Origin of the sequence: Rhodanobacter sp. Root480, assembly GCF_001426645.1 — a bacterium.
Lineage (GTDB): Bacteria > Pseudomonadota > Gammaproteobacteria > Xanthomonadales > Rhodanobacteraceae > Rhodanobacter > Rhodanobacter ginsenosidimutans.
Map to the genome: position 1 here is coordinate 1,054,252 of NZ_LMEX01000002.1, position 24,574 is coordinate 1,078,825.

The 24,574-nt window shown below is 67.5% G+C and carries 16 protein-coding genes and 1 riboswitch; of the genes, 9 read left to right on the forward strand and 7 right to left on the reverse strand.

The annotated features are described in order from the left end of the window. The first annotated feature begins 22 nt into the window (after positions 1 to 22). The 3 genes from ASD22_RS11610 (at position 23) to ASD22_RS11620 (ending at position 4,376) form a co-directional block, all read left to right on the forward strand. On the forward strand, positions 23 to 1,474 hold the full coding sequence (locus ASD22_RS11610) for an efflux transporter outer membrane subunit (protein ID WP_056083278.1): 1,452 nt from the start codon (positions 23 to 25) through the stop codon (positions 1,472 to 1,474). 111 nt (positions 1,475 to 1,585) lie between these two features. Beyond that, positions 1,586 to 2,704, forward strand: a complete 1,119-nt coding sequence (locus ASD22_RS11615; protein ID WP_235577636.1) for an HlyD family efflux transporter periplasmic adaptor subunit — start codon at positions 1,586 to 1,588, stop codon at positions 2,702 to 2,704. A 145-nt stretch (positions 2,705 to 2,849) separates the two neighbouring features. After that, entirely contained in the window at positions 2,850 to 4,376 is a 1,527-nt protein-coding gene (locus tag ASD22_RS11620) for a DHA2 family efflux MFS transporter permease subunit (protein ID WP_056083284.1), read from the forward strand. Positions 4,377 to 4,512: 136 nt separating this feature from the next. Here the strand turns inward: ASD22_RS11620 and ASD22_RS11625 are convergent, their stop codons facing one another. The 3 genes from ASD22_RS11625 to ASD22_RS11635 form a co-directional block, all read right to left on the reverse strand. Beyond that, positions 4,513 to 5,034 carry an acyloxyacyl hydrolase gene (locus tag ASD22_RS11625; protein WP_056083289.1) on the reverse strand — a complete coding sequence of 174 codons (522 nt, stop codon included), beginning with the start codon at positions 5,032 to 5,034 and terminating at the stop codon, positions 4,513 to 4,515. Between the two features lie 175 nt (positions 5,035 to 5,209). Continuing rightward, positions 5,210 to 6,691 (reverse strand): pitrilysin family protein, encoded by a 1,482-nt coding sequence (locus ASD22_RS11630; RefSeq protein WP_056083292.1) that lies wholly within the window; start codon positions 6,689 to 6,691, stop codon positions 5,210 to 5,212. Next, complete coding sequence (locus ASD22_RS11635; RefSeq protein WP_056083294.1) at positions 6,688 to 8,076, reverse strand: pitrilysin family protein; 1,389 nt, start codon at positions 8,074 to 8,076, stop codon at positions 6,688 to 6,690. The genes ASD22_RS11630 and ASD22_RS11635 overlap by 4 nt, the downstream gene beginning before the upstream one ends. Positions 8,077 to 8,221: 145 nt before the next feature. On the opposite strand from ASD22_RS11635, the gene ASD22_RS11640 reads away from it, so the two are divergent. The 3 genes from ASD22_RS11640 to fabB all read left to right on the forward strand — a co-directional run bounded on the left by ASD22_RS11640 (position 8,222) and on the right by fabB (position 10,771). Further along, positions 8,222 to 8,797 (forward strand): DUF2239 family protein, encoded by a 576-nt coding sequence (locus ASD22_RS11640; RefSeq protein WP_056083297.1) that lies wholly within the window; start codon positions 8,222 to 8,224, stop codon positions 8,795 to 8,797. A gap of 248 nt (positions 8,798 to 9,045) precedes the next feature. Continuing rightward, positions 9,046 to 9,561: a 3-hydroxyacyl-[acyl-carrier-protein] dehydratase FabA gene (gene fabA / locus ASD22_RS11645; RefSeq protein WP_056083299.1), complete on the forward strand. Its 516-nt coding sequence runs from the start codon at positions 9,046 to 9,048 to the stop codon at positions 9,559 to 9,561. A gap of 1 nt (position 9,562) precedes the next feature. Further along, positions 9,563 to 10,771 carry a beta-ketoacyl-ACP synthase I gene (gene fabB, locus ASD22_RS11650; RefSeq protein ID WP_056083302.1) on the forward strand — a complete coding sequence of 403 codons (1,209 nt, stop codon included), beginning with the start codon at positions 9,563 to 9,565 and terminating at the stop codon, positions 10,769 to 10,771. A gap of 103 nt (positions 10,772 to 10,874) precedes the next feature. Here the strand turns inward: fabB and ASD22_RS11655 are convergent, their stop codons facing one another. From ASD22_RS11655 to ASD22_RS11670, 4 genes are all read right to left on the reverse strand, one after another. Next, positions 10,875 to 11,645, reverse strand: coding sequence for a prephenate dehydrogenase (locus tag ASD22_RS11655; protein WP_056083305.1), 771 nt, complete (start codon positions 11,643 to 11,645; stop codon positions 10,875 to 10,877). A 272-nt stretch (positions 11,646 to 11,917) separates the two neighbouring features. Further along, positions 11,918 to 15,094: an efflux RND transporter permease subunit gene (locus ASD22_RS11660; RefSeq protein WP_056083307.1), complete on the reverse strand. Its 3,177-nt coding sequence runs from the start codon at positions 15,092 to 15,094 to the stop codon at positions 11,918 to 11,920. Between the two features lie 300 nt (positions 15,095 to 15,394). Beyond that, positions 15,395 to 18,553: an efflux RND transporter permease subunit gene (locus tag ASD22_RS11665; protein WP_056083308.1), complete on the reverse strand. Its 3,159-nt coding sequence runs from the start codon at positions 18,551 to 18,553 to the stop codon at positions 15,395 to 15,397. A gap of 972 nt (positions 18,554 to 19,525) precedes the next feature. Next, the gene (locus ASD22_RS11670; protein ID WP_056083310.1) at positions 19,526 to 21,388 is read right to left on the reverse strand and encodes a TonB-dependent receptor; all 1,863 of its coding nucleotides are present in this window, start codon (positions 21,386 to 21,388) and stop codon (positions 19,526 to 19,528) included. Positions 21,389 to 21,527: 139 nt separating this feature from the next. Beyond that, positions 21,528 to 21,752, reverse strand: a riboswitch (cobalamin riboswitch). A 126-nt stretch (positions 21,753 to 21,878) separates the two neighbouring features. Here ASD22_RS11670 and ASD22_RS11675 point away from each other — a divergent pair. Genes ASD22_RS11675 through ASD22_RS11685 form a run of 3 tightly spaced genes read left to right on the forward strand, consistent with a single transcriptional unit; the run spans position 21,879 to position 24,312 of the window. After that, complete coding sequence (locus tag ASD22_RS11675; RefSeq protein WP_056083313.1) at positions 21,879 to 22,544, forward strand: alpha/beta fold hydrolase; 666 nt, start codon at positions 21,879 to 21,881, stop codon at positions 22,542 to 22,544. 26 nt (positions 22,545 to 22,570) lie between these two features. After that, positions 22,571 to 23,608 carry a histidine kinase gene (locus tag ASD22_RS11680; protein ID WP_056084263.1) on the forward strand — a complete coding sequence of 346 codons (1,038 nt, stop codon included), beginning with the start codon at positions 22,571 to 22,573 and terminating at the stop codon, positions 23,606 to 23,608. After that, complete coding sequence (locus ASD22_RS11685) at positions 23,605 to 24,312, forward strand: LytTR family DNA-binding domain-containing protein (RefSeq protein WP_056083316.1); 708 nt, start codon at positions 23,605 to 23,607, stop codon at positions 24,310 to 24,312. The genes ASD22_RS11680 and ASD22_RS11685 overlap by 4 nt, the downstream gene beginning before the upstream one ends. Positions 24,313 to 24,574: the final 262 nt, after the last annotated feature.

Below are 24,574 nucleotides of genomic sequence, written 5' to 3' on the forward strand. Positions count from 1 at the left end.
ACTTTTCACCCTGGACCTTTCCATGCGTCTGCATCTTCTTGCGGCTGCCGCCGCCCTGACCCTCGCGTTGGCCGGCTGTGCCAGCAGCGGCGGCCTGCACCCGGACGGCACGCCGATCGATCCGGCCACGCTGAAGGCCGACCACAGCCTCGCCCATTTCTCCGCCGCCGCCTGGCCCTCCACCGACTGGTGGAGTGCTCTGGGCGACCCGCAGCTCGACGCGCTGATCGCCGAAGCGCTGCAGAACAACCCCGACCTCGGTGTCGCCGATGCCCGCGCCCGTGCCGCCCAGGCCGAGGCGGGCGTCGTCGATGCGGCGCGCAAGCCCAGCGTGAACGGCGGCGCCTCGGTCGCCGCGGCCCGGCCACCAGCCGCGCTGCTCGGCGACAAGGCGCATTTCGGGCTGGCCAAATACGGCTATGCCAGCTTCAACTGGGATCTGGACCTGTGGGGCGGCAAGCGCGCCGCGTGGGAAGCGGCGGTGGGCCAGGCCCGTGCCGCCGAGGTCGATGCCCGCGCCGCACGCATCGAACTCTCCGGCAACGTGGCCCGCGCCTACGCGCAGCTCGGCTACGCGTTCACCCAGCAGGATCTGGCCGCCAGCGAGCTGCAACGTGCAAGCCAGTCGCGCGAACTGACCCGCCAGCGCGTCGCCGCCGGCATCGACAACCAGATCCAGCTGCGCCAGGGCGACGCCGAAGTGGCCAGCGCCGAGCAGCAGGTGGCGCTGGCCAGCCGCGCCGTCGACGCCGCGCGCTCGTCGCTGTCGGTATTGCTGGGCAAGGGCCCGGACCGCGGCTTGCAGATCGCCCGGCCGCAGCTGCTGCACCCGGCCGAGCTGGCGGTGCCGTCCAACCTGCCGCTGGATCTGGTCGGCCATCGCGCCGACCTGGTCGCCGCGCGCTGGCGCGTCGAGGCCGCCGGCAAGGACATCAAGGCGGCGAAGACCGAGTTCCTGCCCAGCATCAGCATCGGCGCGATGGCCGGCGTGGTCAGCATGGGCGGCGCCAACCCGCTCAGCCTGGCGGGGCGGTTCTACCAGTTCGGGCCATCGCTGAGCCTGCCGATCTTCGACGGCGGCAAGCTGCGCGCCAACCTGTCCGGCAAGGATGCGCAGTACGACATCGCCGTGGCGCAGTACAACCGCACCCTGGTGGGCGCGCTCAATCAGGTCGCCGACGACTTGTCCGCGTTGCAGTCGCTGCAGCAGCAGCTCGACGCGCAACAGCGCGCGCAGGATGCCGCCCAACAGGCCTGGCAGTTGGCCGAGCAGCGCTACAAGGCCGGCATCGGCAGCTACCTCGAAGCGCTCAGCGTGCGCCAGCAGCTGCTGGCGGCCGAACGCGGCACCGCACAGTTGCAGGCGCAGCAAGTCGATCTCTCGGTACAGCTGATCCAGGCCCTCGGCGGCGGCTTCCGCCCGCAATCCGATGCGCCCGCGCCGCTTTCCTCTTCCACCCCATCACGTTCCTGAGGCACCCCCATGTCCAGCCAGACACCGCCCGAACAGGGCAGCACACCCACCGCGCCACCGGTCGCCGCACCGCCGTCCCCGCCGCAAACCAAGACCCGGTCGCGCGGGTTGATGCTGCGCCTGCTCGGCGTCGTGCTGTTGGTCGCCGCCATCGCCTGGGGCCTTTGGTATTACTTCGACGGCCGCTGGTACGAGGGCACCGACGATGCCTACGTCAACGGCAACGTGGTGCAGCTGACGCCGCAGATCGCCGGTACGGTGATCAGCATCGGCGCCGATGACGGCGACCGCGTGCATGCCGGCGACGTGCTGATCAAGCTGGACCGCAGCAACGCCGACGTGGCCCTGGCCGGCGCCAAGGCCGACCTGGCCAGCACCGTGCGCAAGGTGCGCGGCCTGTACAGCAGCGTCAGCGGCGCGCAGGCCGACGTGGCCGCGCGCAAGACCGCGGTGGCCAAGGCCCGGGCCGACTACAACCGCCGCGTGGCGCTGGCCAAGTCCGGCGCCATCTCGGCCGAGGAGCTGTCGCACGCCAGCGACGCGCTGACCACCGCCGAGAGCGGCCTGATTGCCGCCCAGCAGCAGTACCAGACCAGCAAGGTGCTGGTGGACGACACCGTGGTCGCCTCGCACCCGGACGTGCAGGCCGCCGCCGCGCGGCTGCGCGCCGCGTTCCTGGATGACCTGCGTACCACCCTGGTCGCGCCGGTGGACGGCTATGTGGCCAAACGCTCGGTGCAGCTGGGCCAGCGCGTGCAGCCCGGTGCGCCGCTGATGGCAGTGGTGCCGCTAAATGAGGTGTGGGTGGACGCCAACTTCAAGGAAACCCAGCTCACCGACATGCGCATCGGCCAGCCGGTGGAGATCGAATCCGACGTCTACGGCAGCGACGTGAAGTACAAGGGCAAGGTGCAGAGCCTGGGCGTGGGCACCGGCAGCGCGTTCTCCCTGCTGCCGGCGCAGAACGCGACCGGCAACTGGATCAAGATCGTGCAGCGCATCCCCGTGCGCATCCTGTTCGACGACCCGGCAATGCTGCAGAAGCACCCGCTGCGGCTGGGCATGTCGCTCACCGTGGACGTGGGCCTGCACGACCGCAGCGGCCCCACGCTGGCGCAGCAGCCGCCGACCAAGCCCGCCTTCAGCACCGATGTCTACGCGCAGCAGTCGGCCAAGGCGGACGCGATGATCGCGCAGATCATCCACGCCAACATGGCTGGCGGCAAATAGCTCATCAGACTCCCTCCCCTGCTTTGCAGGGGAGGGCTGGGGAGGGGTTCGCTCTTGAGCTTTAGGTCAAGAGCGTTACCCCCTCCCAACCTCCCCCTGCGAGCAGGGGGAGGAGCAAGGCAGACTCCCTCACTGACCGATTGCGATGACCACCCATTTCCGTCCACCCAATCTGGCACTCAGCACGATCGGCCTGTCGCTGGCCACGTTCATGCAGGTGCTGGACACGACGATCGCCAACGTGTCGTTGCCGACCATCGCCGGCAACCTCGGCGTCAGCAACAACCAGAGCACGTGGGTGATCACCTCGTTCGCGGTGAGCATGGCGATTTCGCTGCCGCTCACCGGCTTCCTCACCCGCCGCTTCGGCGAGGTGAAGCTGTTCACCGCCTGCACGCTGCTGTTCGCGCTGACCTCATTCATGTGCGGCGTGTCCCAGAGCATGGGCATGCTGATCCTGTTCCGCGCGCTGCAGGGCGCGGTGGCCGGGCCGATGTATCCGATCACCCAGAGCCTGCTGATCGGCATCTATCCGCCGGCCAAGCGCGGCATGGCGCTGGCGCTGCTGGCGATGGTGACGGTGGTGGCGCCGATCGCCGGCCCGATCCTGGGCGGCTGGATCACCGACAACTATTCGTGGCCGTGGATCTTCTTCATCAATGTGCCGATCGGCATTTTCGCCAGCATGGTGGTGGCCAACCAGTTGCGCGCGAAAGTCGAGAAAACCGAGCGGCCGAAGATCGACTATGTCGGCCTGATCACCCTGATCATCGGCGTGGGCGCGCTGCAGATCGTGCTGGACAAGGGCAATGACGAGGACTGGTTCAACTCCACCTTCATCATCGTCACCAGCATCATCTCGGCGGTCAATATCGCGATCTTCCTGATCTGGGAACTGACCGACAAGGACCCGATCGTCGACCTGAAGCTGTTCCGCCACCGCAATTTCACCGCCGGCACGATCGCGCTGGTGCTGGCCTACGCCGCGTTCTTCGCGATCGGCCTGCTGGTGCCGCTGTGGCTGCAGCGCAACCTGGGCTACACCTCCACCTGGGCTGGCTATGCCACCGCGCCGCTGGGCATCATTCCGGTGCTGCTGACCTTCTTCGTGGGCAAGTACGCCACCAAGGTCGACCTGCGCCTGCTGGCCTCGGTGGCGTTCATCGTGATGGGCGTGACGTGCTTCATGCGCGCCGATTTCTACATCGGCATCGACTTCTACCACGTGGCGATGGTGCAGCTGTGGCAGGGCCTGGGCGTGGCGCTGTTCTTCATGCCGATCCTCACCATCCTGCTGTCGGACCTGCAGCAAAACGAGATCGCCTCGGGCTCCGGCCTGGCCACCTTCCTGCGCACGCTGGGCGGCAGCTTTTCCGCCTCCATCACCACCCTGCTGTGGGAGCGCCGCGCGGTCGCCCACCACGAGCAACTGGCCGAGCACATCAACGTGTTCAACCCCACGTCGCAGGCGGCGATGGATCGCCTGGGCCAGGGCGACGCGCAAGCGGGCGCCAGCGTGATCAACAACATGATCACCCAGCAGGGCTACCAGATCTCGTTCAACGAGGTGTTCCACGTGCTGGGCTGGGTGTTCATCGCGCTGGTGCTGGTGATCTGGCTGGCCAAGCCGCCGTTCAGCGCCAAGGCGGGGCCGGCGGCGGGCGGGCACTGAGTCTTGGAAGAGCCCCTCATCCGCCTTCGGCACCTTCTCCCGCAAGCGGGAGAAGGGAAGCCTCGGTCCCGCACCTTTTCCCTTCTCCCGCTTGCGGGAGAAGGTGCCCGACAGGGCGGATGAGGGCGCTCTCGATCTAGAACGCCACCCCCACCAACGCCATCGTCTCGCCGCGATTGGGCTCATGCAGGCTGCCGTTGGAAATGTGCCGCAGCTGCACGCTGAAACGCCGGCCCTGCCAGCCCACGGTGGTGGCGAATTCGTAGACGCTGCTCAGCGCCTGGGTGCGGCCGGTGTGCGCCACCGGCTGCAGGCTCAGGAACAGCCGGCGGCTCCATTCATCGCCTTCGCCGGCATAGAGCCGCACGCCGGCGGCCAGCAGCGCGATGCTGTCGCGGGTGGTATAGCGCTTGCCGCGAAAGCGGGCCACGTCGCGACCATCGATCCAGCCGACGGAGACGTCGGGCGCCCAGCTGAAGCGGGTGTCGCCGAGCGGGTGCGGTGCGAACACCGCTTCGATGAAGGCGGTATTCGCGCCGTAGTCGTCCATAAAGCTTTGCCCGGCTTGCAATTCCCAGCGGGCGGCGGTGGCAGGTAGGGCGGTAAGGGTCAACGGCAGCAACACGAGCGCCGAGCGGAGCGTGGGGATGAAACGCATGGGGAACCTGTGGAAATAAATGGTGTACGCGATAGTTCAGTATATCGTGTCGCGCACGAGTGAACGCAGGCAGGTTCCCGTTGCTCGCCATTTCCCCGGCCGTCCACCGGACCGTATCCGCTGCGGGCAACCGCTCCAGGCGGCACGCAGCGAGTCCGGTCGACGCAGTCGAAGGTCAGTGGGCCGCTGTGCCCAGATCGGCACGATCCAGGTCGAGCGTCGCCGCGTCCAGCAACACCGCTTTCGGATGGGTCTTGCGCACCGCGGCCGCGAACTGGCTGGCGTCGCCGACCACCACCACGGTGGCTTCATCGGCGTCCAGATGCTTGTGTGCGTATTTGCGCAGCTGGCGTGGCGTCACCGCGTTCACCTGGTCCGGAAAACGGCTGATCTCGCCGAGGTTGACGTCGTACACGGCCAGCTCGGCCAGCTGGGTGGCCAGGCCGGTGGTGGTTTCCAGGCTGCGGCCATAGCTGCCGATCAGGGTGGCCTTGCGTGCGGCCAGTTCGGCGTCCGGTACGTTTTCGGCGCCCAGTTGGTGGAACTGGGCCAGCATAAGGTCCACCACCTGCGGCACTGCGGGGTTGCGGGTTTGCGCCGAGGCCAGCCACGCGCCGGCATTGCGCAGCGGTTGCAGCTCGCTGAACGCGCCGTAGGAAAGCCCTCGCTTGATGCGGATTTCCTCGTTCAACCGCGCCGAGTACGAGCCGCCCAGCACGGCGTCGGCGACCAGGCCGTCGTAATAGTGGGCGTCGCTGCGCGGCGGTGCCGGATGCGACGCCACCACACCGGCCTGCCCGGCGCCGTGCTGGTTGACCAGCACCACCGCCGGCAATGAACGCTCGCCGCTGCCGGCCGGCTTGGCCGGCAAGGACGTGGCGGGCCGCGACCAGTCGCCGAAACTGGCCTGGGCCAGTTGCAGCGCCTGCGCCGGCGTGATGTCGCCGGCCAGGACCAGGATCGCGTTGTCGGGCCGGTACAGCGCGGCGTGCCATTGCTGCACATCGGCGCGGCCGATGCGGGCAATCGATGCGGGCGTGCCGCTGCGCGGGTGGCCATAGGCGCCGGTGCCGAAGGTGCCGCGCGCGGCCACCAGCCCGGCCAGCGCCGTCGGCTTGCTGAGGGTGAGGCGGACCTCGTCGATGGCCTGCGCCTGCGCCCGTTTCAGCTCGCGCGCATCGAAGGCCGGCTGGCGCACCACCTTGGCCAGCAAGGCCAGCGCCTGCGGCAGGCGCGGCGTGGTGACGGTGATGCCCACGTCGCTTTCGTCCCAACCGGCGGCCGCGCTCAACGAGCCCCCCAGGGTTTCGGCGGCGGTGGCGATCTGCGGCGCGGTGAGGCCGGCGGCGCCCTTGGTCAGCAGGTTGGCGGTGAGGTCGGCCAGGCCGGCCTGCGTGGACGGGTCCATCTCGTCGCCGCTGCGTATCACCAGTCGCGCGGTGACCAGCGGCAGGCCGTCGCGGCGCACGCTGATCACCCGCAAGCCGTTCGGCAAGGTCTGGCTGGTCGGGGTGGGGATGGTCAGCGTGGGCGCAGCGCCCGGCACCGGTGGCGTGGTCGGGAACGTGGCCGGCGGCTCGGCCGCGACGGCGCTGCCCAGGGCAACACACAGGGCGGTGAAGAGGGTGGCACGGAAAGGGTTGGTTGGACGGTTCACTTCGCGCTCTCCCCGCTGGACGGCTGGGCGGCCTTGGCCGCCGGCAGGTAATCGATGGTGACGTGGTACGCGCCGGTGACGTATTTCTGCAGCACCCGGTGGACGTCTTTCGCGGTGACTTTCTGCAAGGCCGCCAGGTCGGTGTTGGCGCGGGCCACGTCGCCGCCGATCAGCGCCGCCTGGCCCAGCGCGAAGGCCAGCCCTTGCGCGGTCTGGCGCTGTTTCAACTCGTCGGTCAGCAACAGCGTCTTGGCGCGCTCCAGTTCGTCGGCGGGAATCGGCTGGGTGGCCAGCCAGATGATTTCCTCGTGCAGCAGTTTTTCCGCCTCTTCCGGCGCGTGGCCGCTGGCCAGGATCGCGTAGGCCAGGAACAGGCCCGGCCCCACCCGCACATCGGCTTCCGCATCAACCTCCCGCGCCACCTGGTGGCGATACACCAGCGCCTGGTACAGCCGCGATGCGTCGCCGCGCGCCAGCAGCGCGGCGGCCACCTGCAGCGCGATGGTGTCGGCGCTGTCGGCCGCTGGCGGAATCAGCCAGCTGAGCGCCACCGCCGGCAGCGGCGCGGTGGCCGCGGTGATGGTGACGCGGCGGTTCTTGCGCCGCTTCGGCTCGGTGGCGGTGACCCGCGGGATCGGCGTGGCCGGCTTCGGTATCCAGCCGAAATACTGGTCGACCCAGGCATCGAGCTGCTTCGGGTCGAAGTCGCCCGCCACGATCAGGGTGGCGTTGTCGGGGCGGTAGAAGGTGCGGTGGAAATCGATCACGTCCGGCAGCGTTGCCGCTTCCAGATCCTCGATGCTGCCGATGGTGGGGCGGCGGTAGGGGTGCACCGTGTAGGAGTCGGGATCGATCGCGTTGAACAGCTTGCCGTAGGGGTTGGCCAGCACGCTCTGGCGGTATTCCTCCTCCACCACGGCGCGCTCGGATTTGAAATTGGGCTCGTCCACGTTGAGGCTGGACAGCCGCTCGGCCTCGGCCCACAGCAGCGTCTGCAGGTAATTGGCCGGCACCACCTCGAAATAATTGGTGACGTCGTCGCTGGTGGTGGCGTTGTTGGCGCCGCCCACGTCCTCGGTGAGCCGGTCCATCTGCTCGGCCTGCATGTGCCGCGTGCTCTTGAACATCAGGTGCTCGAACAGGTGCGCGAAGCCGGAGCGGCCTTTCGGGTCATCCTTCGAACCCACGTGGTACCACATCTGCACCGCCACGTTGGGACTGCTGTGGTCCTCCACGCTCAGCACCTGCAAGCCGTTCGGCAAGGTGCGTTGCTGGTAGTGCAATGGGGGGATATCCAGATCCGCCGCCGCGACCGGCGCGGGCAGGGCCATGGCGGCAAGCAGGACGAGCGAAGCCAGCAAGGGGGCCGGACGCAGCAGGCGCATGGGCATTCCTGTCGGTTGAAAGAGGTAACGATAGCAAGCCGGCGCGGGTGCGCGTCCATCCCGACGAACGAGATTTGCCCGGGTGATATTGACGATGAGTATTTACCGGGTAATATGCCGGTATATTTCTACCCGGGTCAAACCAATGAAACCCAGCAACGACCTCATCTGCAGCGCCTTCGACCATCGCCAGCTGATCGCCAGCGGCCCCTTGGCCGAGGTGGTTCGCGCCACCAGACAGGCACTCGACGCGGGCGCGGCCGGCCCGATCCTGATCTTCGACGACCGCACCAGCCAGCCCGTCGAAGTCGATTTCCGCGGCTCGCTGGACGAGGTGATGGCGCGATTGCCGAGCCCGCCGTCCGTGGCCCCGCGCGGCCCCGGCCGGCCGCGCTTGGGCGTGGTGGCGCGCGAAGTCACCCTGCTGCCGCGACACTGGGACTGGCTGGGCCAACAGTCCGGCGGCGTATCGGGCGCGTTGCGTCGCCTGGTGGAACACGCCACCCGCCAACAGGAGCCGCAAGCCCGGGCACGCCAGGCGCAAGAAGCGACCGACCGCTTCATGCGCGTGATGGCCGGCGACTTGGCGGGTTACGAAGAGGCATCGCGGGCGCTGTACCGCGGCGAACGGGAGCGTTTCGCAGAACTGACGGCGAAGTGGCCGACCGACGTGCGCCAGCATCTGTTGAAGCTGGCGGCCGGCGCATGGACACCAGAGTGACCGTTTGAGCGCCAAACCTCAGCGCCACAAAGAAACCGTAATCCCCTCTCCCCTGCGGGGAGAGGGCAGGGAGAGGGGGACACGCCGCGGGGAAGCCACCCAGCTTCTTGACGCCCCGTTATGACCCCACCCGCTACCGTGTGTCGCATTGTGCGAATCGGCGTGCCCCTGTCACCATACGGTTTGACCGGTAGCTGTGGCCTGCATGCGCGCACTTCACTCCGGCTTCCTCCACTGATGAGCTTTTCATGACGCGTCCTTCCTCGTTAGATCACGATCAACTGCTGGCTTGTGCCCGTGGCGAAATGTTCGGCCCCGGCAATGCCCGCCTGCCCTTGCCGCCGATGCTGATGTTCGACCGCATCACCCACATCTCCACCGAAGGCGGCGCCTACGGCAAGGGCGTGATCCAGGCCGAGATGGATATCCGCCCCGACCTGTGGTTTTTCGCCTGCCACTTCGAGAGCGATCCGGTGATGCCCGGCTGCCTGGGGCTCGACGGCATGTGGCAGCTCAGCGGTTTCTACCTGCCGTGGCTGGGCGAGCCGGGCCTGGGCCGCGCGCTCGGCGTGGGCGAGGTGAAGTTCACCGGCCAGGTGCTGCCCACCGCCAAAAAGCTGCGTTACGAGATCGATATCCGCCGGGTGATGCGCGGCAAGCTGCGGCTGGTGATCGCCGATGGCAAGACGTTCGTCGACGACCGCCTGATCTATGCCGCCGACAACATGCGCGTCGGCCTGTTCCAGTCCACCGAGGGTTTTTGAGATGCGTCGTGTTGTAGTGACCGGTATGGGTGTGGTGTCGTGCCTGGGCAACGACGGGGCGACGGTTTCGTCGGCCCTGCGCGACAGCCGCAGCGGCATCCGCGCCGTTCCCGATTACGTGGAGCTGGGCCTGCGCAGCCATGTGGCCGGCGTGCCCGAGATCGACCTGGTGGCCGAGATCGACCGCAAGCTGAAGCGCTTCATGGGCGATGCGGCGGCGTATGCGTATGTGTCGATGCGTGACGCGATCGCCAACGCTGGCCTCTCCGCCGAACAGGTCAGCAACCCGCGCACCGGCGTCATCGCCGGCTCCGGCGGCGGCTCGCCGCAGTGGCAGATCGAAACCGGCGACCTGCTGCGCAACAAGGGCGTGCGCAAGATCGGCCCGTACATGGTGCCGCGCACGATGTGCTCCACCGTGTCGGCCACGCTGGCCACCGGCTTCGGCATCCTGGGCCTCAGCTATTCCATCTCCGCCGCCTGCGCCACCTCGGCGCATTGCATCGGCGCGGCGGCGGACCTGATCCACCACGGCGCGCAGGACATCGTCTTCGCCGGGGGCGGCGAGGAAGTGCACTGGGGCATGACCTCGCAGTTCGACGCGATGGGCGCGCTCTCCACCAGCTACAACGCCACGCCCGAATCGGCCTCGCGCCCGTACGACGTCAGCCGCGACGGCTTCGTCATCGCCGGTGGCGGCGGCATGCTGGTGCTGGAGGAGTACGAACACGCGCGTGCCCGCGGCGCCAACATCCTGGCCGAGCTGGTCGGTTACGGCGTCACCTCCGACGGCGGCGACATGGTCGCGCCCTCGGGCGAAGGCGCCGTGCGCTGCATGCAGATGGCCATGGCCAGTGTCAGCGGCCCGATCGACTACCTCAACACCCACGGCACCTCGACGCCGGTGGGCGACGTGGTCGAGCTGAAGGCGGTGCGCGAAGTGTTCGGCGACGCGGTACCGCCGCTGTCCTCGACCAAGGCCCTCACCGGCCATTCGCTGGGCGCCGCCAGCGTGCACGAGGCGATCTACAGCCTGCTGATGCTCAACGAGAACTACGTGGCCGCCTCCGCCAACATCACCGAGCTGGATCCGCTGGCCGAAAGCTTCCCGATCGTGCGCGAAAGCCGCGACGCGAAGCTGACTACGGTGATGTCCAACAGCTTCGGCTTTGGCGGGACCAACGGCACGCTGGTGTTCGCGAAAGTCTGAGCCTGCCCTTGTAGGAGCGGCTTCAGCCGCGACGCTTTTGGTTCGGTTGGACGAAAGGCGTCGCGACTGAAGTCGCTCCTACAGTCGCTCCCACCGGTGAGGGTTAGGCATCCTGCTTCCGCACCGGAATCGCCAAACTGTCGTCATCCGCACTGGCAAGCTGCCGGTCGATGCGCTGCAAGGCCCCCAGCAACTGCGCCCGCGCCTCGGCGGCGAACGGGTTCTCCTGCTGGATCGCGGCAAACAGATGCCCGGCATCGCCGCGCACCGCCGCCAGCATGTTCTTCAGGCCCTGGAACGACGGCGGCGTCACCGACAGGTCGTCGTCCACGCCGATCTCGATCAGCCCCTTGGCCAGGAAAAACGCCAGCGCGTGGGTATGCGCCATGTGCCGGTCATGCGTGGCCGGGTCCTGGTCGATCACCTCGCAACCCAGCTCGCGGAACAGTGCGCGCGTGCGCTCGGCCGCCTGCGGATGCCGCGCGCTGGCGCACACCACCGTGCGCAACGGCCGCTCGCCCCGCGCCAGGCTGAGCGGGCCAAACAACGGGTGCGTGCCCACGTGCGGTATCGCATCACCCAGTTGCTCGTCCATCAGCGCGCAGGGGTGCAGTTTCACGCTGCCCACGTCGATCACGGTGTGCCCAGCGCCCAGATGCGGCTTCAGCGCGGCCAGCGCCTCCGCCATCCGCGGCACCGGCATCGCCAGCACCACCCAGTCCGCGCCATCGATGGCGGCGACCATCGACGCCGCCGCCAGCGCGGCCGGCACCTCGGCCTGCGGATCATGGATACGCACCTCATGCCCCGCCCGCGCCAGCAGATCGGCAAACGCCTGGCCGAAGCGGCCGTAACCGAGTATCGCGAACACCATGGAGCCTTCCTGCGCGTCGAAAACAGTTGATGCTGCCACAAGCGCGGATTCTTCGTTCTATTGAGGGGCGTGATGGATTGAGCCAAACGTGGGATTGGCCGTCCAAAAGCATGATGTCGAGGCGGCATGCCCTTCGACTCTGGCCGCTGCGCGGCCGACGCTCAGGGAGAACGGTGGAGGTTCGTTCGGTCGATGTCAGATTCCCTCACCCGATCACACTGAGCGTAGCCGTCCGCAGGACGGCGGAGTCGAAGTGCCACGAGAGCCGCGACTCAAGCCGAACCACCCGCCCTGGCTTCCAGCCGCAACAACTTCTGCCGCTTCTTCTCCGCCTTGCGCTCCCTGCGCGCGGCCTTGCGCTGCTTGCGGTCATGGCTCCACAAATAAATCGCCGGCGTACTCAGCAAGGTCAGCAGCTGCGACACGAACAGCCCGCCGAGGATCGCGATGCCCAGCGGCTGGCGCATCTCCGAGCCATAACCGAAACCGATCGCCAGTGGCAGTGCGGCGCCCATGGCCACCAGGGTGGTCATGGTGATGGGGCGGAAGCGGACCAGGGCGGCTTCGCGGATCGCTTCCGGTGGTGAGCGGCCGTGTTCGCGTTCGGCGACGAGGGCGAAGTCGACCATCAGGATTGCGTTTTTCTTCACGATGCCGATCAGCATCAGCACCGCGATGGCGGACATCATGGTGAGTTGGGTGTGGGTGACCAGCATGGCCAGGAATGCGCCCATGCCGGCGGCTGGCAGCGTGGAGAGGATGGTCAGCGGGTGGATCAGGCTTTCGTACAGCACGCCCAGCACCACGTACATCACCAGGATCACCGCCAGCAGCATCAGCAGGCCGTTGTTGAGCGCGTCCATCAGGTTCTGGTTGTCGCCGGTGTAGCTTTTCTGCACGCCGGCGGGCAGGCCGGCGGCGAAGATGGCCTGGTCGACGTATTTCAGGCCGTCAGTCTGGGTCAGGCCCTTGGCCAGGTTGTAGTTGATCGAGGCCGATTCGAGCTGGTTGTAGTGGTTGATGGTGACCGGCGCGATGTGCGGCTGGATGTGCGCCAGCGCGGACAGCGGAATCATTTTTCCCTGCGTGTTGCGCACGTAGGTGTTGAGCAGGTTGGCGGGGCTCAGCGATTGTTCGGCATCGGCGGTGAGCACCACGCGGTACTGGTTGATGTCGGAATAGATGGTGGAGATCTGGTTCTGGCCGAACGCGTTGTACAGCGCCGAATCGATCTGGCCCATGCTCACGTGCAGGCGGCCGGCGGCGTCGCGATCCACCTGCAGCAGCTGCTGCCGGCCGATGCTGTCGAAGCTGGTGCTGACGTCGCGGAATTGCTTCATGCCGCGCATCACCTGCGCCAGTCGCAGCGTGGGTTGCTGCAGCGGCAGGCCGGCGGTGCTGCTGAGCTGGAACGCATACTGGCCCTTGGCGCCGCCGCCGGGGCCGCCGCCGCCGATGAACTGCACCGTGGTCAGCGTCACGTCGAGGTCGCTGACCTGCTTGTAATACTTGTCCAGCCGGTCCACCACAGCCTGGCCCGGTTCGTGGCGGTCGTTGGGGCCGTCGCCCAGCGGCTTCAGATCCACGAACAGCGTGGACTGGTTGCCCACCGCGCCATTGTTGTTGTTGCCGCCGAGAATGGTGGAGACGTCCAGCACCGCCGGGTCGGCCTGCAGCACCGCGGCCATCGCCTGCGTGCGTTCGGCCAGCAGGGTGGGCGAGATGTTGGCGTCGGCGGTGATCTGCGCCTGCAGCAGGCCGGTGTCCTCCTTCGGCATCAGGCTGCCGCCGGCGGTCTTGGCCACCACTACCGCCAGCACCACGGTCAGCACCAGCAGCAGGATCGGTTGCCAGCGCATCACCCGCCGATGGTGCATGGCCCAGTCCAGCGCGCGCTCGTAGATGCGCAGCAGGCGGGTGTCGAAGCGCTCGGCCATGCGCTCCAGCCGGCCCGGCGTGCGCGTGCCGGACTCGGGCGCCAGCCAGGCGCCGCACAGCGCCGGCGTCAACGTCAGCGACACCAGCGCCGAGATCACGATGGTGGCGATCAGGGTGACCGAAAACTCGCGCATCAGCATGGTGAACATGTTGTTGCCGAACACCATCGGCCCGAACACGGCGATCAGCGACAAGGTGATCGACACCACCGTGAAGCCGATCTCGCGCACGCCGGTGAGCGCGGCCTCTAGCGGCGCCATGCCGCGCTCGATGTGGCGCACGATGTTCTCGATCACCACGATCGCGTCATCCACCACGAAGCCCACGCACAGCACCAGCGCCACCAGCGAGAAGATGTTGAGGGTGAAGCCCAGCATCCACATCACCACGAACGCACCGGCCAGCGACAGCGGCACGCTGAACATCGCGATCACCGTGGGCCGCAGCCGGCGCAGGAACACCAGCATCACCAGCGCCACCATCACGATGCTCATCAACAGCGCTATCTCCACCTCGTCCAGCGCCGATTCGGTGGTGGGGGTGAGGTCGAAGATCGGGTGGATTTCCACGTCGGCCGGCATCAGGTGGCTGAAGCCCGGCAGCGCGGCGCGGATGGCGTTCACCGTGGCCACCGCGTTCGCCTCCGAGCGCTTGCTGATCTGCATGGTCACGGCGCGCTGGCCGTTGAACCACGCCGCCGCGTACTGGTCCTGCTGGCCACCGCTGATGGTGGCCACGTCGGCCAGCCGCACCGGCACGCCGTCGCGGCTGGCGATCACCAGCGGGGCGAAATCGGCCACGGTGTGCAGCGCGTCGTTGGCGCTCACCGTCATCTGGGTGGCGCCGTTGCTGAGCATGCCCTGCGGCGAGGTGACGTTGGCCGCGCGCAGCGCATTGGCCACGTCGTTGCTGGTGATGCCCTTGCGCGCCAGCGCGGCGCTGTTCAGCGCGATCCGCACCGCATGCGGCGCGCCGCCGGACACCTGCACCTGGGCCACGCCGGGGATCTGCGCCACGGCCGGTTTCAGCAACGTGTCGGTGAGGTCGTACAGCTGGTCGGGCGCCAGGCTGGTGGAGGTCAGCGACACCAGCAGCACCGGGATCTGCGAGGTATCGAACTTGAAGTAGCCCGGCGGGCTGGGCATGCCCGCGGGCAGGTCGGCGGCGGCCGTGTTGATCGCCGCCTGCACGTCGCGGGCCGCCTTGTCGGCGGTGCGATCCATCTCGAACAGGATCTGGATCTGCGCGCCGCCCTCGCTGGCGCTGGAATACATCTGGCGCACGCCGGGAATCCGCCCCAGGTGCCGCTCCAGCGGCGCCACCACGGTGCTGGCCATGGTTTGCGCGTTGGCGCCGGGCATCTGCGCGAACACCACCACGCCGGGAAATTCGATCGAGGGAAACGCCGCCACGCCCAGCAACAGGTACGCCCACAGGCCACCGAGCATCAGCCCGATCGCCAGCAGCGAGGTGCCGACCGGGCGACGCACCATCGGCGCGAACACGTTCATGCGCACCGCCTTGCGTCACCGCGCGAGGTCGTCGATGGACGGGAACGGCGGCGGTCGTCGGCGAGAAGGGATGCAGGCATGCGCAGGGATATTACCGACGACGGCCTGCGCGTGGATGTCGGGTCCGCGAAAGTTTCTTCCACCCAGGCTCCTAGGAAAGTCTGATTTTGCTCGTCATTCCTGCGAAAGCAGGAATCCAGTGCCTTTGCGTTGAAGGGCCTGGAGGCACTGGATCCCAGCCTTCGCTGGGATGACGAGCAAAAGCTGATCCATCAGACCTCCCCAGGACCGGCACGCGGTTTACGACGCACTGGCCGCCAGGCCCGCGCGCAGGCGTTTCTTCTCCGCCTTGCGCGCCTTGCGTGCGGCCTTGCGCAGCTTGCGGTCGTGGCCCCACAGGTAGATCGCCGGCGTGCTCAGCAAGGTCAGCAACTGCGACACCAGCAAGCCGCCCACGATGGCCACGCCCAGCGGCTGGCGCATCTCCGAACCCACGCCGAACCCGATCGCCAGCGGCAGCGCCGCGCCCATCGCCACCAGCGTGGTCATGGTGATGGGGCGAAAGCGCACCAGCGCCGCCTCGCGGATCGCCTCGGGCGCGGACAGCCCGCGCTCGCGTTGTGCCACCAGCGCGAAATCCACCATCAGGATCGCGTTTTTCTTCACGATGCCGATCAGCATCAATATCGCGATGATCGCCATCAGGCTGAGCTGGGTCTGCGTCACCAGCATCGCCAGGAACGCACCCGCGCCGGCCGCCGGCAAGGTGGACAGGATGGTCAGCGGGTGGCCCAGGCTCTCGTAGAGAATGCCCAGCACGATGTACATCGCCAGGATCGCGCCCAGCAGCAAGGTGCCGCCGTTGGACTGCAGATCCTGCAGCTCCTCGTCGGTGCCGCCGAACTTCAGGCGGATGCCGCCGGGCAGGTGGATCGCCAGCGCGGCCTGGCTGACCAGGTCGATGCCATGGCTTTCGGGCACGCCGGCGGGCAGGTTGTAGCTGATGTCGGTGGCTTCCAGCTGATCCTGGTGAACCACGCCGGACGGGCTGATGTTGGGCTCGATGCGGGCGATCGCGGACAGCGGGATCAACCGCCCCTGCGCGTTGCGCACGCGCGTGTCCAGCAACGCGGCCGGGCTCAGCGACTGCGCGCCGGCGCTGGTCAGCACCACGTGGTATTCGTTGATGTCGGAATAGATGGTCGACACCATGCGCTGGCCGAACGCGTTGTTCAGCGCCGTATCGACCATGCCCATGTTCACGTGCAGGCGCGCCGCGGCGTCGTGGTCCACCTTCAGCATCTGCTGCTTGCCCACCTCGTCGAACTCGCTGCCCACGTCGCGCAGTTCTTTCGACTTGCGCATCTGCTGCACCATCTTCAGCGCCCACGGTTGCAGGTCGCCGCCATCCTTGCTGATCATCTGGAAGCTGTGCTGCGCGCCATCGTTATTGCCGCCACCGCCGCCCATGAACTGCAGCGTGCGCAACTGCACCTTCATGTCGGGCAACACCTCGAACTGCTTGCTGAGCCGTTCCAGCACCACTTTCGAACTGTCGCGACGATGGCCCGGACCTTCGCCCAGCGGCTTCAGGTCGATCCACATGCGGCCGTTGTTGCCCACCGCGCCGCCGTTGCGGCCCAGCATGGACGACACATCCAGCACGGCGGGGTCCGCCTGCACGATCGCCGCCGCCTGCTTCACCCGCTCGGCCATCAGCTGCGGCGAGATGTTGGCGTCGGCGCTGATGTTGCCGTTGAGCGCGCCGGTGTCCTCCTCGGGCATGAAGGTGCCGCCGGCGGTCTTCACCACCGCCATGCCCAGCACCACCGTTGCCACCAGCAACAGCAGCGGTTGCCAGCGCATCAGCCGGCGGTGGTGCATGGCCCAGTCCAGCGCGCGCTCGTAGACGCGATGCAGCCAGTGGTCGAAGCGCTCGAACGCGCGCTGGATGCGGTTGAGCGGCTTTTCGCCGGCATGTTCGAGAGTGAGGAAGCGGCCGCACAGCGCGGGCGTCAGCGTCAGCGACACCAGCGCCGAGATCACGATCGCCGCGGTCAGCGTCACCGAGAACTCGCGCAGCAGCATCACCAGCATGTTGTTGCCGAACAGCAGCGGTGCGAACACCGCCACCAGCGACAGCGTGATCGACAGCACCGTGAAGCCGATCTCGCGCACGCCGATCAACGCCGCCGGCAGCGGCGGCTGGCCGCGCTCCATGTGGCGCACGATGTTCTCGATCACCACGATCGCGTCGTCCACCACGAAGCCGATGCACAACACCAGCGCCACCAGCGACAGCAGGTTCAAGGTGTAGCCGAACGCCCACATCGCCACGAACGCGCCGGCCAGTGACAGCGGCACGCTGAGCAGCGCGATCAGGGTGGGGCCGAGGCGGCGCAGGAAGATCAGCATCACCAGCGCCACCATCACGACGCTGATCATCAGTGTGAACTGCACTTCATGCAGCGCGGATTTGGTGGTCTGGGTGAGGTCAAGAATCGGCGTGATGGTGACATCGGCCGGCAGCATCGCGCGGAACGCCGGCAGCTGGTCGCGCACCGCGGCGGCGGTGGCCACCGCGTTCGCCTCCGGCCGCTTGGTCACCTGCATCATCACCGCGCGTTGGCCGTTGAACCAGGCGGCCTGGTATTGATCCTCCGGCCCGGAGGCTACCGTGGCCACGTCGGACAGCCGCACCGGCATGCCGTTTTTCATCGCGATCAGCAGGTTGCCGAATTCGGCCGGGTCCTGCAGCGCGTCGTTGGCCGACACCGTCATCTGCGTGTGGCCATCGCTGATGATGCCCTGCGGCGAGGTGACGTTGGCCGCCCGCAGCGCGTTCGCCACGTCGTTGGTGGTGAGCCCCTTGGCCGCCAGCGCACCGGTATCCAGCGTCACCCGCACCGCATGCGCGGTGCCGCCGAACACCTCCACCTGGGCCACGCCGGGGATCTGCGCCACGGCCGGGCTGAGCAAGGTGTTGGTGAGGTCGTACAGCTTGTCCGGCGGCAGCCCGGTGGAGGTCAGCGACACCAGGATCACCGGCACCTGGGTGGTATCCGCCTTGAAGTATTGCGGCGGGTTGTCCATGTGCGTGGGCAGGTCGACCGCGGCGGCATTGATCGCCGCCTGCACGTCGCTGGCGGCCTTGTCCGCGCTGCGCCCCATGTACAACTGCAACCGCACGAAGGTGCGCCCCTCGGTGCTGTTGGAGTACATCTCCTTGACCCCGGGAATCCGCCCCAGATGCCGCTCCAGCGGCGCCGCGACCGTGGCTGCCATGGTCTGCGCGCTGGCGCCCTGCATGTTGGCCGACACCATCACCACCGGCAGGTCCATCGACGGCAGCGCGGCCACGCCCAGCAGCTGGTAAGCCCAGCTTCCCGCCAATATCAAACCGATCGCCAGCAGCGACGTGCCGATCGGTCGGCGGATCATGGGCGCAAAGATATTCATGGGCTCTCCGTGGCGGGCAAGGATAGCCGCTGCCATGGCCCACCGCGATGTGCCTGAAGTCGGCCCTGCCGGATGGCATGGGCCTACCGAGCCGCGACCTTCTTTTGTAGGAGCGCACCCTGTGCGCGATGCTCTTGTTCTTTTTTTGGCCGTCTGTAGGAGCGACTTCAGTCGCGACGCTTTTGCTCTTGAATATGGCTCTAGAAAAGAGCTTTCGATCGCCTTTGGCGCTCGAGTTACTTTCTCTTTGCACCCCGCTTCCGCGCCTTGCGGGCATCGTGCCCGCAAGGTCCGCGGTCGGGCTACGGGGTTTGTCGACAGTCCATCCATGGACTGACGCCAAACTGGTTCGCATCCATGCGGACCACCCTGCGGGCTTTTCCTTCGCCCGCCCGCCGCTTCAGAGGGGCCCCGGGTAGAGCAGCGCGCCATCGTGGCGCGCACTCGGTGCGCAGCGGCTGCGCCGCTGCGAGAGCGTCGCCGCGTGACGTTTTGCTCTTTCCCTCACCGTCCGATCACCCTTAGCGTAGCCGCGCAGCGGCGAAGTCGAAGGGTGAGGTTTGCGGGGCCTTTCGACTCTCGACTTAGGCCTTCGGCCTACGCTCAGGGAGAACGGTTGGGCTGGCGGCGGTGCTTTTGCTTTTGCTTTTGCTCTCGACCTTGCTCTGGCTCCATCCCGAGTGCGGGCCAGGATGGCCCGCTGCTCTACCCGGGGCCCCTGTGCGGCGGTGAGGCGGGGTCGACAGGCCGCGTAGCGGGCGTTGCCAGGGATGGCAACGCCTTTTCGCGCGGGCAGGAGCCCGCTCGAAAAGCCCGGCCCCGACTCACGGACTTGCCGGGCATGGATGCCCGGCAAGCGCCAAGTGGGGTGGCCTTTCTCTTTGGTTACTTTCTCTTTGGCCACGCAAAGAGAAAGTAACTCGAGCGCCAAAGGCGATCGAAAGCTCTTTTCTAGAGCCATATGCAGGGGCATCACCGCATCGCAGGGCTATACCGCACCGTCAAAAAGAAACTCCGCCCCGGCTGGTTGTAGTACCAGACCGTTTCGTAGTCGCGGTCGAAGGCGTTCGCCAGGCGGGCTTCCAGTTGCCAGTTGGGGGTGAAGTGGTAGCTGGCGCGCAGGTCGGTGGTGGTGTAGCCGGGCACGGCTTGCCGGTTGCCGGCGTCGGCATAGCTGTGGCTGCGGGCGTTGAGGGTGGCACCCAGGCCGAACGCGCCGAAGCTGCGGTCGACATCCAGTCGTGCGGTGCGTTGCGGGCGGCGCATCAGCAGCTTGCCGTCGTTCGGGCCGCCATCCTCGTTTCGTGGCTGCAGCCAGGTCAGGTAGCCCTGCACTTGCCAGCCGGCGAGGTCGACGCCCAGCTGGCCTTCCACGCCGCGGATGCGGGCCTTGCTGATGTTCAGCGGGAAGTAGTTGCTGTCCAGCGCGATCATCTGGTCGATGTGGGTCTGGTAGGCGTTGATGCCCCAGTTCCAGTGGGTCAGGCGCTGGTTGAGGCCGAGTTCGACGCTGCGTGATTCTTCCGGTTTCAGGTCGGGGTTGCCGCTGCCGTAGGGGTAGTACACATCGTTGAAGGTGGGCGCGTGGAAGGCGGTGCCGTAGCTGGCCGAGAGGCGCAGGCCGTGGTCGAAACGGTAACCCCAGGCGGCGCCGCCGGTGTTGTGGTTGCCGAACTGGCCGTTGTGGTCGCGGCGCGCCGAGAGCTGGATTTCCTGGCGGCCGAAGTTGCCCTGGTATTGCGCGTAGCCGGCGGTGTTGTTGCGGCGGGTGTCGAGGTAGCCGGTGTCGCTGTCGACGCGCTCACCCTGCCAGTCGAGGCCCACGGTCAGCAGTTGGTTGGGCGCCACGGTGATGTCGTTCTGCCAGCCGGCCTGGTCGTGGCGCGAGCCGATGTAGCCGCGAAAATCCTGGTTCTCGTAGCTGTCGTATCGGTCCAGGTTCTGGCCCACGCTCAGCGTGGTTTTCCAGGCATCGGTGGGGTTGATGCTGAAACGCCCGCCGGCCACCTGCTGCAGGGTGCGGCTGCGGTTCTGGTAGCTGCCGTCGAACTCGACCTCGCCCAGGTTGCGCAGCCAGGTGCCGGAGAGTTCAGCGCCGTTGTCCCAGCGGTAGCCGCCGCTGGCGGTGAGGTTCTTGTTGCGGTTGCCGTCGCGGTCGGGCTCGTCGATGTAGCAGGCGGTGAAGGCCTCGGCCGCGCCGATGCGGCAGCTGTTGATGCCGCGGGTGTACTGCGCGCCCACGCCGATGTTGTACCAGGCGTGCTCGTCGCCGCCGGACAAGCCCGCCTGCCCGCGCAACAGGTTGTTGCTGCCGGTGGTGAGGCTGAAGGACGGTTGCAGGCCGCCGCCGGGCTGGCCGTGGCGGGTGAATATCTGGATCACGCCGCCGATCGCATCGGCGCCGTAGAGGCTGGAGCGCGGCCCGCGCACCACTTCGACGTGGTCGATCTGTTCCACCGGAATCTGCTCGAACGCGGCCAGGCCCGCGGTGACGGAGCCCACCCGCACGCCATCGACCAGCAGCAGCACATGGGTCGCATTGGTGCCGCGCATGAACAGCGACGTCTGCTGGCCCAGGCCGCCCAGGTTGCCCAGGCTCACGCCCGGCAGGCCGGTCAGCAGGTCGGTGACGGTCAGCGGTTGCAGCCGGTCGATGTCCTCGCGGTTGATCACGCTGACCGAGGCCAGCGATTCGTCGACGGTGATCGCGGTACGCGTGGCGGTGACGATCACCGCGTCCAGGTTCTCCGTGCCCACGGGATCGGGCCGGCCCGCATCGGCTTGCGCCGCCATCGATGCGGCCAGCAGCGCGGCGGCCAGCAGGGTGCGTTTCATGTACGTGTGTTCCACAGGCATTTCTCCGCCGCGCGCCCGCGCACGGCTCTTTGCGTCAATGAGCCGGTGGCGAAGAAGGAGGGGACGGAACAACGGGCAGGCGAGCGCCGACACGACTGTTCGGCCTCGCCCACCGCGAGCCACCAGGAATCGTGCAGGCCGGTCTCCGGGCTCACGAGTGGCAGGGGAAACCTGCCTCGAACAGCGCCTTCCCGTGCAAGCACAGTGGCATTCGCTGATCGACGATTCTCGCTTACCGTTGCGGGGGCAGCGCCGGCCTTGCGGTGATCAACACCACGCACCGGCTTCCCGTTTCATCCCTTCGGCGTGAAGCCGTCGGGACACCTGAACCGAGCCACTTTAGCGTCGCGGGGTAGTTGAGGCAACGAGCGGGCGGTGTGGTGCTACGCCGCACAAGCATCGCGAACCGTCCGGGCGGGCGCCGGGCGACTGCTACGATGCTGCCCGTCTTCCACCGCCGATCGATGCCATGTCCCTGCTGCCCACCGTCGAACACGAAACCGCCGCCAACCCCACCCACAGCATCATCTGGCTGCACGGCCTGGGTGCGGATGGCAACGACTTCGCGCCGATCGTGCCGGAGCTGGTGGCAAAAGATTGGCCGGCGCTGCGCTTCGTGTTTCCGCATGCGCCGGTGCAGCCGGTGACGATCAACGGCGGCGTGCCGATGCGCGCCTGGTACGACATCCACGGTTTCGACGCGCGGGCGCCGCAGGACGAGGCGGGGATTCGCGTGTCGATCGCCGCCGTCGAGGCGCTGATCGCCCGCGAGAACGCGCGCGGCGTGGCGGATGAAAACATCTTCCTGGTCGGCTTCTCGCAAGGCGGCGCGATCGTGCTCAGCGCCGGTCTGCGCCATCCGCGCAAGCTCGCCGGCATCGTGGCGCTGTCCACCTACGTGCCGATATCCAGCCTGCTGGCCGCCGAACGCCATCTGGCCAACGGCGCCACGCCGATCTTCTGGGGCCATGGCAGCGCCGATCCGGTGGTGTTGTACCAGCGCGGCGTGGATTCGCGCGATCTGTTGTTGTCGCTGGGTTACACGGTGGACTGGCACAGCTACCCGATGCCGCATTCGGTCTGCGCCCAGGAGATCGCCGACCTGCGCCAGTGGCTGGGCGCGCGGCTGGCCTGACCCGCGCGGTGCGGCATACTCGCCTGATGCGCGAACCGCCCGCCCGCCGCCCCGAAGCCAGCCCCTTGCCGGACTTCTGCCGGCTGCCGGCGGTGTTCGCCTGGTTCGTGGTGGGCGCGCTGACGGTGACCGTGATGTGGCTGGCGCCCGGGCAGACGCGCGGCTGGTCCGGCTACAGCGTGGCGGTGCTGTTCGTCAGCTGGCTGGCGCTGGTGATCGCGGTGCTGCTGTGCAAATCGCGGCCGTGGCTGCAACGCCTGCCGGGCCGCTGGCCGTACCTCGGCGCGTGGCTGCTGATCATGCTGATCGTGGTGGCCGCCAGCGCGGCCGTGCACTGGCTCGACGCCTCGCTGCAAATGCCTTTCATCACCGCATCGATGGGCGCGTTCGTGCGCGACAACGCCGTCATCGCCGCGCTGCTGGGCGCCGCGATGCTGCGCTATTTCTACGTGCTGGCGCAATGGCAGGCGCGGTTGGCCGCAGTGACGCGAGCGCAGGTGGGCGCGTTGCAGGCACGCATCCGGCCGCACTTCCTGTTCAACAGCATGAATACCGTTGCGGCGCTGATCCGGGTCGACCCGGCCGCCGCCGAACGCACCGTGGAAGATCTGTGCGAACTGTTCCGCGCCGCGCTGGGCCAGCACGACACCGACACCGGCACGCTGGGCGAGGAGCTGGCGCTGATCGAGCGCTACCTGGCCATCGAGCAATGGCGCCTGGCCGAGCGCCTGCGCGTGGTGCACCAGCTGGATGAGCTGCCGGCCGATTTCCCGCTGCCGCGGCTGCTGCTGCAACCGCTGGTGGAAAACGCCGTGCGCCACGGCATCCAGCCGCTGCGCGCGGGCGGCGAGGTGGTGCTGCGCGGCGCCCGCGAAGGCGCCGGCGTGATGGTGGAAATCATCAACCCCCTGCCCACCACACCGCCGGAACCGGGCAACGGCCATGGCCTGGACAGCGTGCGCCAGCGCATCGCCTACCACTACGGACCGCGCGCCCGCTTCGAGGCCGGTCCGCGCGGTGACCAGTTCGTGGTGACCCTGCACCTGCCGGGGCCAGCCGCATGACCCGCGTACTGATCGTCGACGACGAACCGCTGGCACGCGCCCGGCTGGCCGCGCTGTTGGCCGAATGCGACGGCTGCGAACTGGTCGGCAGCGTGGCCGACGGCGAAGCCGCGCTGGCCGTACTCGGCGAATTGCAACCAGACGTGCTGCTGCTGGACATCAACATGCCCGCACTCAGCGGCACCGCCCTGGCTGGCCGGCTGGCCGGACGATCACGGCCACTGATCATCTTCTGCACCGCCTACGAAGCCCACGCACTGCAAGCCTTCGAACTCGGCGCCGTCGACTACCTGCTCAAACCCGTACGCCTCGACCGCCTGCGCGAAGCCCTGCAACGCGCCCAACAACGGCTGGCCGAACAACCCCGCGAACGCACCACCTTCCTCCACGGCCGCCTCCGCGGCGCACCGGTACGCATCGCGCTGGACGAAGTGATCTGCCTGCTGGCCGAGGAGAAATACGTGGTGGTGCAACACCAGGGCGGCGAACTGCTGATCGAGGAATCGCTGCGCCAGCTGGAAGAAACCTACCCCGAGCAACTGCTGCGCCTGCACCGCAATTGTCTGGTGCCGCCGGCCCGGCTGCTGGGGTTGAAAATCTTGGCGGATGGTCGTGCGTTGGCGCGCCTTGATGGCACTGAGCTGGCGCCGGAAGTGAGCCGAAGGAATCTGCCGGCGGTGCGGAAGTTGTTGCGGTTGGGGTGAGGTGTCGGGTTGTATATCAAAGGCACCACACGGCGGCGTCTGACAAGCGAGCGGGGCAAGCTAATCGGATAATGCATCGAAGGGAAGCCGCCAGCAGATCACTCACTGGATGGTTATTCACGGGTGCGAAGCGCGCGATCTTGGTTTCGGCGGTGGGATTAGGCGGCATCAGCCAGAGCAAGTCTTTGATTCGCGTACACCTACAGCACCAAGAAGATGTCGCCACGCGGGAATAGGCTGCAGGATTACACTGCATTTTGAA

Bases quoted from the DNA above. Each gene is read 5' to 3' on its own strand.
- ASD22_RS11610 (WP_056083278.1), top strand. From the start codon at position 23: ATGCGTCTGCATCTTCTTGCGGCTGCCGCCGCCCTGACCCTCGCGTTG.
- ASD22_RS11615 (WP_235577636.1), top strand. From the start codon at position 1,586: ATGCTGCGCCTGCTCGGCGTCGTGCTGTTGGTCGCCGCCATCGCCTGG.
- ASD22_RS11620 (WP_056083284.1), top strand. From the start codon at position 2,850: ATGACCACCCATTTCCGTCCACCCAATCTGGCACTCAGCACGATCGGC.
- ASD22_RS11625 (WP_056083289.1), bottom strand. From the start codon at position 5,034: ATGCGTTTCATCCCCACGCTCCGCTCGGCGCTCGTGTTGCTGCCGTTG.
- ASD22_RS11635 (WP_056083294.1), bottom strand. From the start codon at position 8,076: ATGCGCCTGCTGCGTCCGGCCCCCTTGCTGGCTTCGCTCGTCCTGCTT.
- ASD22_RS11640 (WP_056083297.1), top strand. From the start codon at position 8,222: ATGAAACCCAGCAACGACCTCATCTGCAGCGCCTTCGACCATCGCCAG.
- fabA (WP_056083299.1), top strand. From the start codon at position 9,046: ATGACGCGTCCTTCCTCGTTAGATCACGATCAACTGCTGGCTTGTGCC.
- fabB (WP_056083302.1), top strand. From the start codon at position 9,563: ATGCGTCGTGTTGTAGTGACCGGTATGGGTGTGGTGTCGTGCCTGGGC.
- ASD22_RS11655 (WP_056083305.1), bottom strand. From the start codon at position 11,645: ATGGTGTTCGCGATACTCGGTTACGGCCGCTTCGGCCAGGCGTTTGCC.
- ASD22_RS11660 (WP_056083307.1), bottom strand. From the start codon at position 15,094: ATGAACGTGTTCGCGCCGATGGTGCGTCGCCCGGTCGGCACCTCGCTG.
- ASD22_RS11665 (WP_056083308.1), bottom strand. From the start codon at position 18,553: ATGAATATCTTTGCGCCCATGATCCGCCGACCGATCGGCACGTCGCTG.
- ASD22_RS11670 (WP_056083310.1), bottom strand. From the start codon at position 21,388: ATGAAACGCACCCTGCTGGCCGCCGCGCTGCTGGCCGCATCGATGGCG.
- ASD22_RS11675 (WP_056083313.1), top strand. From the start codon at position 21,879: ATGTCCCTGCTGCCCACCGTCGAACACGAAACCGCCGCCAACCCCACC.
- ASD22_RS11680 (WP_056084263.1), top strand. From the start codon at position 22,571: ATGCGCGAACCGCCCGCCCGCCGCCCCGAAGCCAGCCCCTTGCCGGAC.
- ASD22_RS11685 (WP_056083316.1), top strand. From the start codon at position 23,605: ATGACCCGCGTACTGATCGTCGACGACGAACCGCTGGCACGCGCCCGG.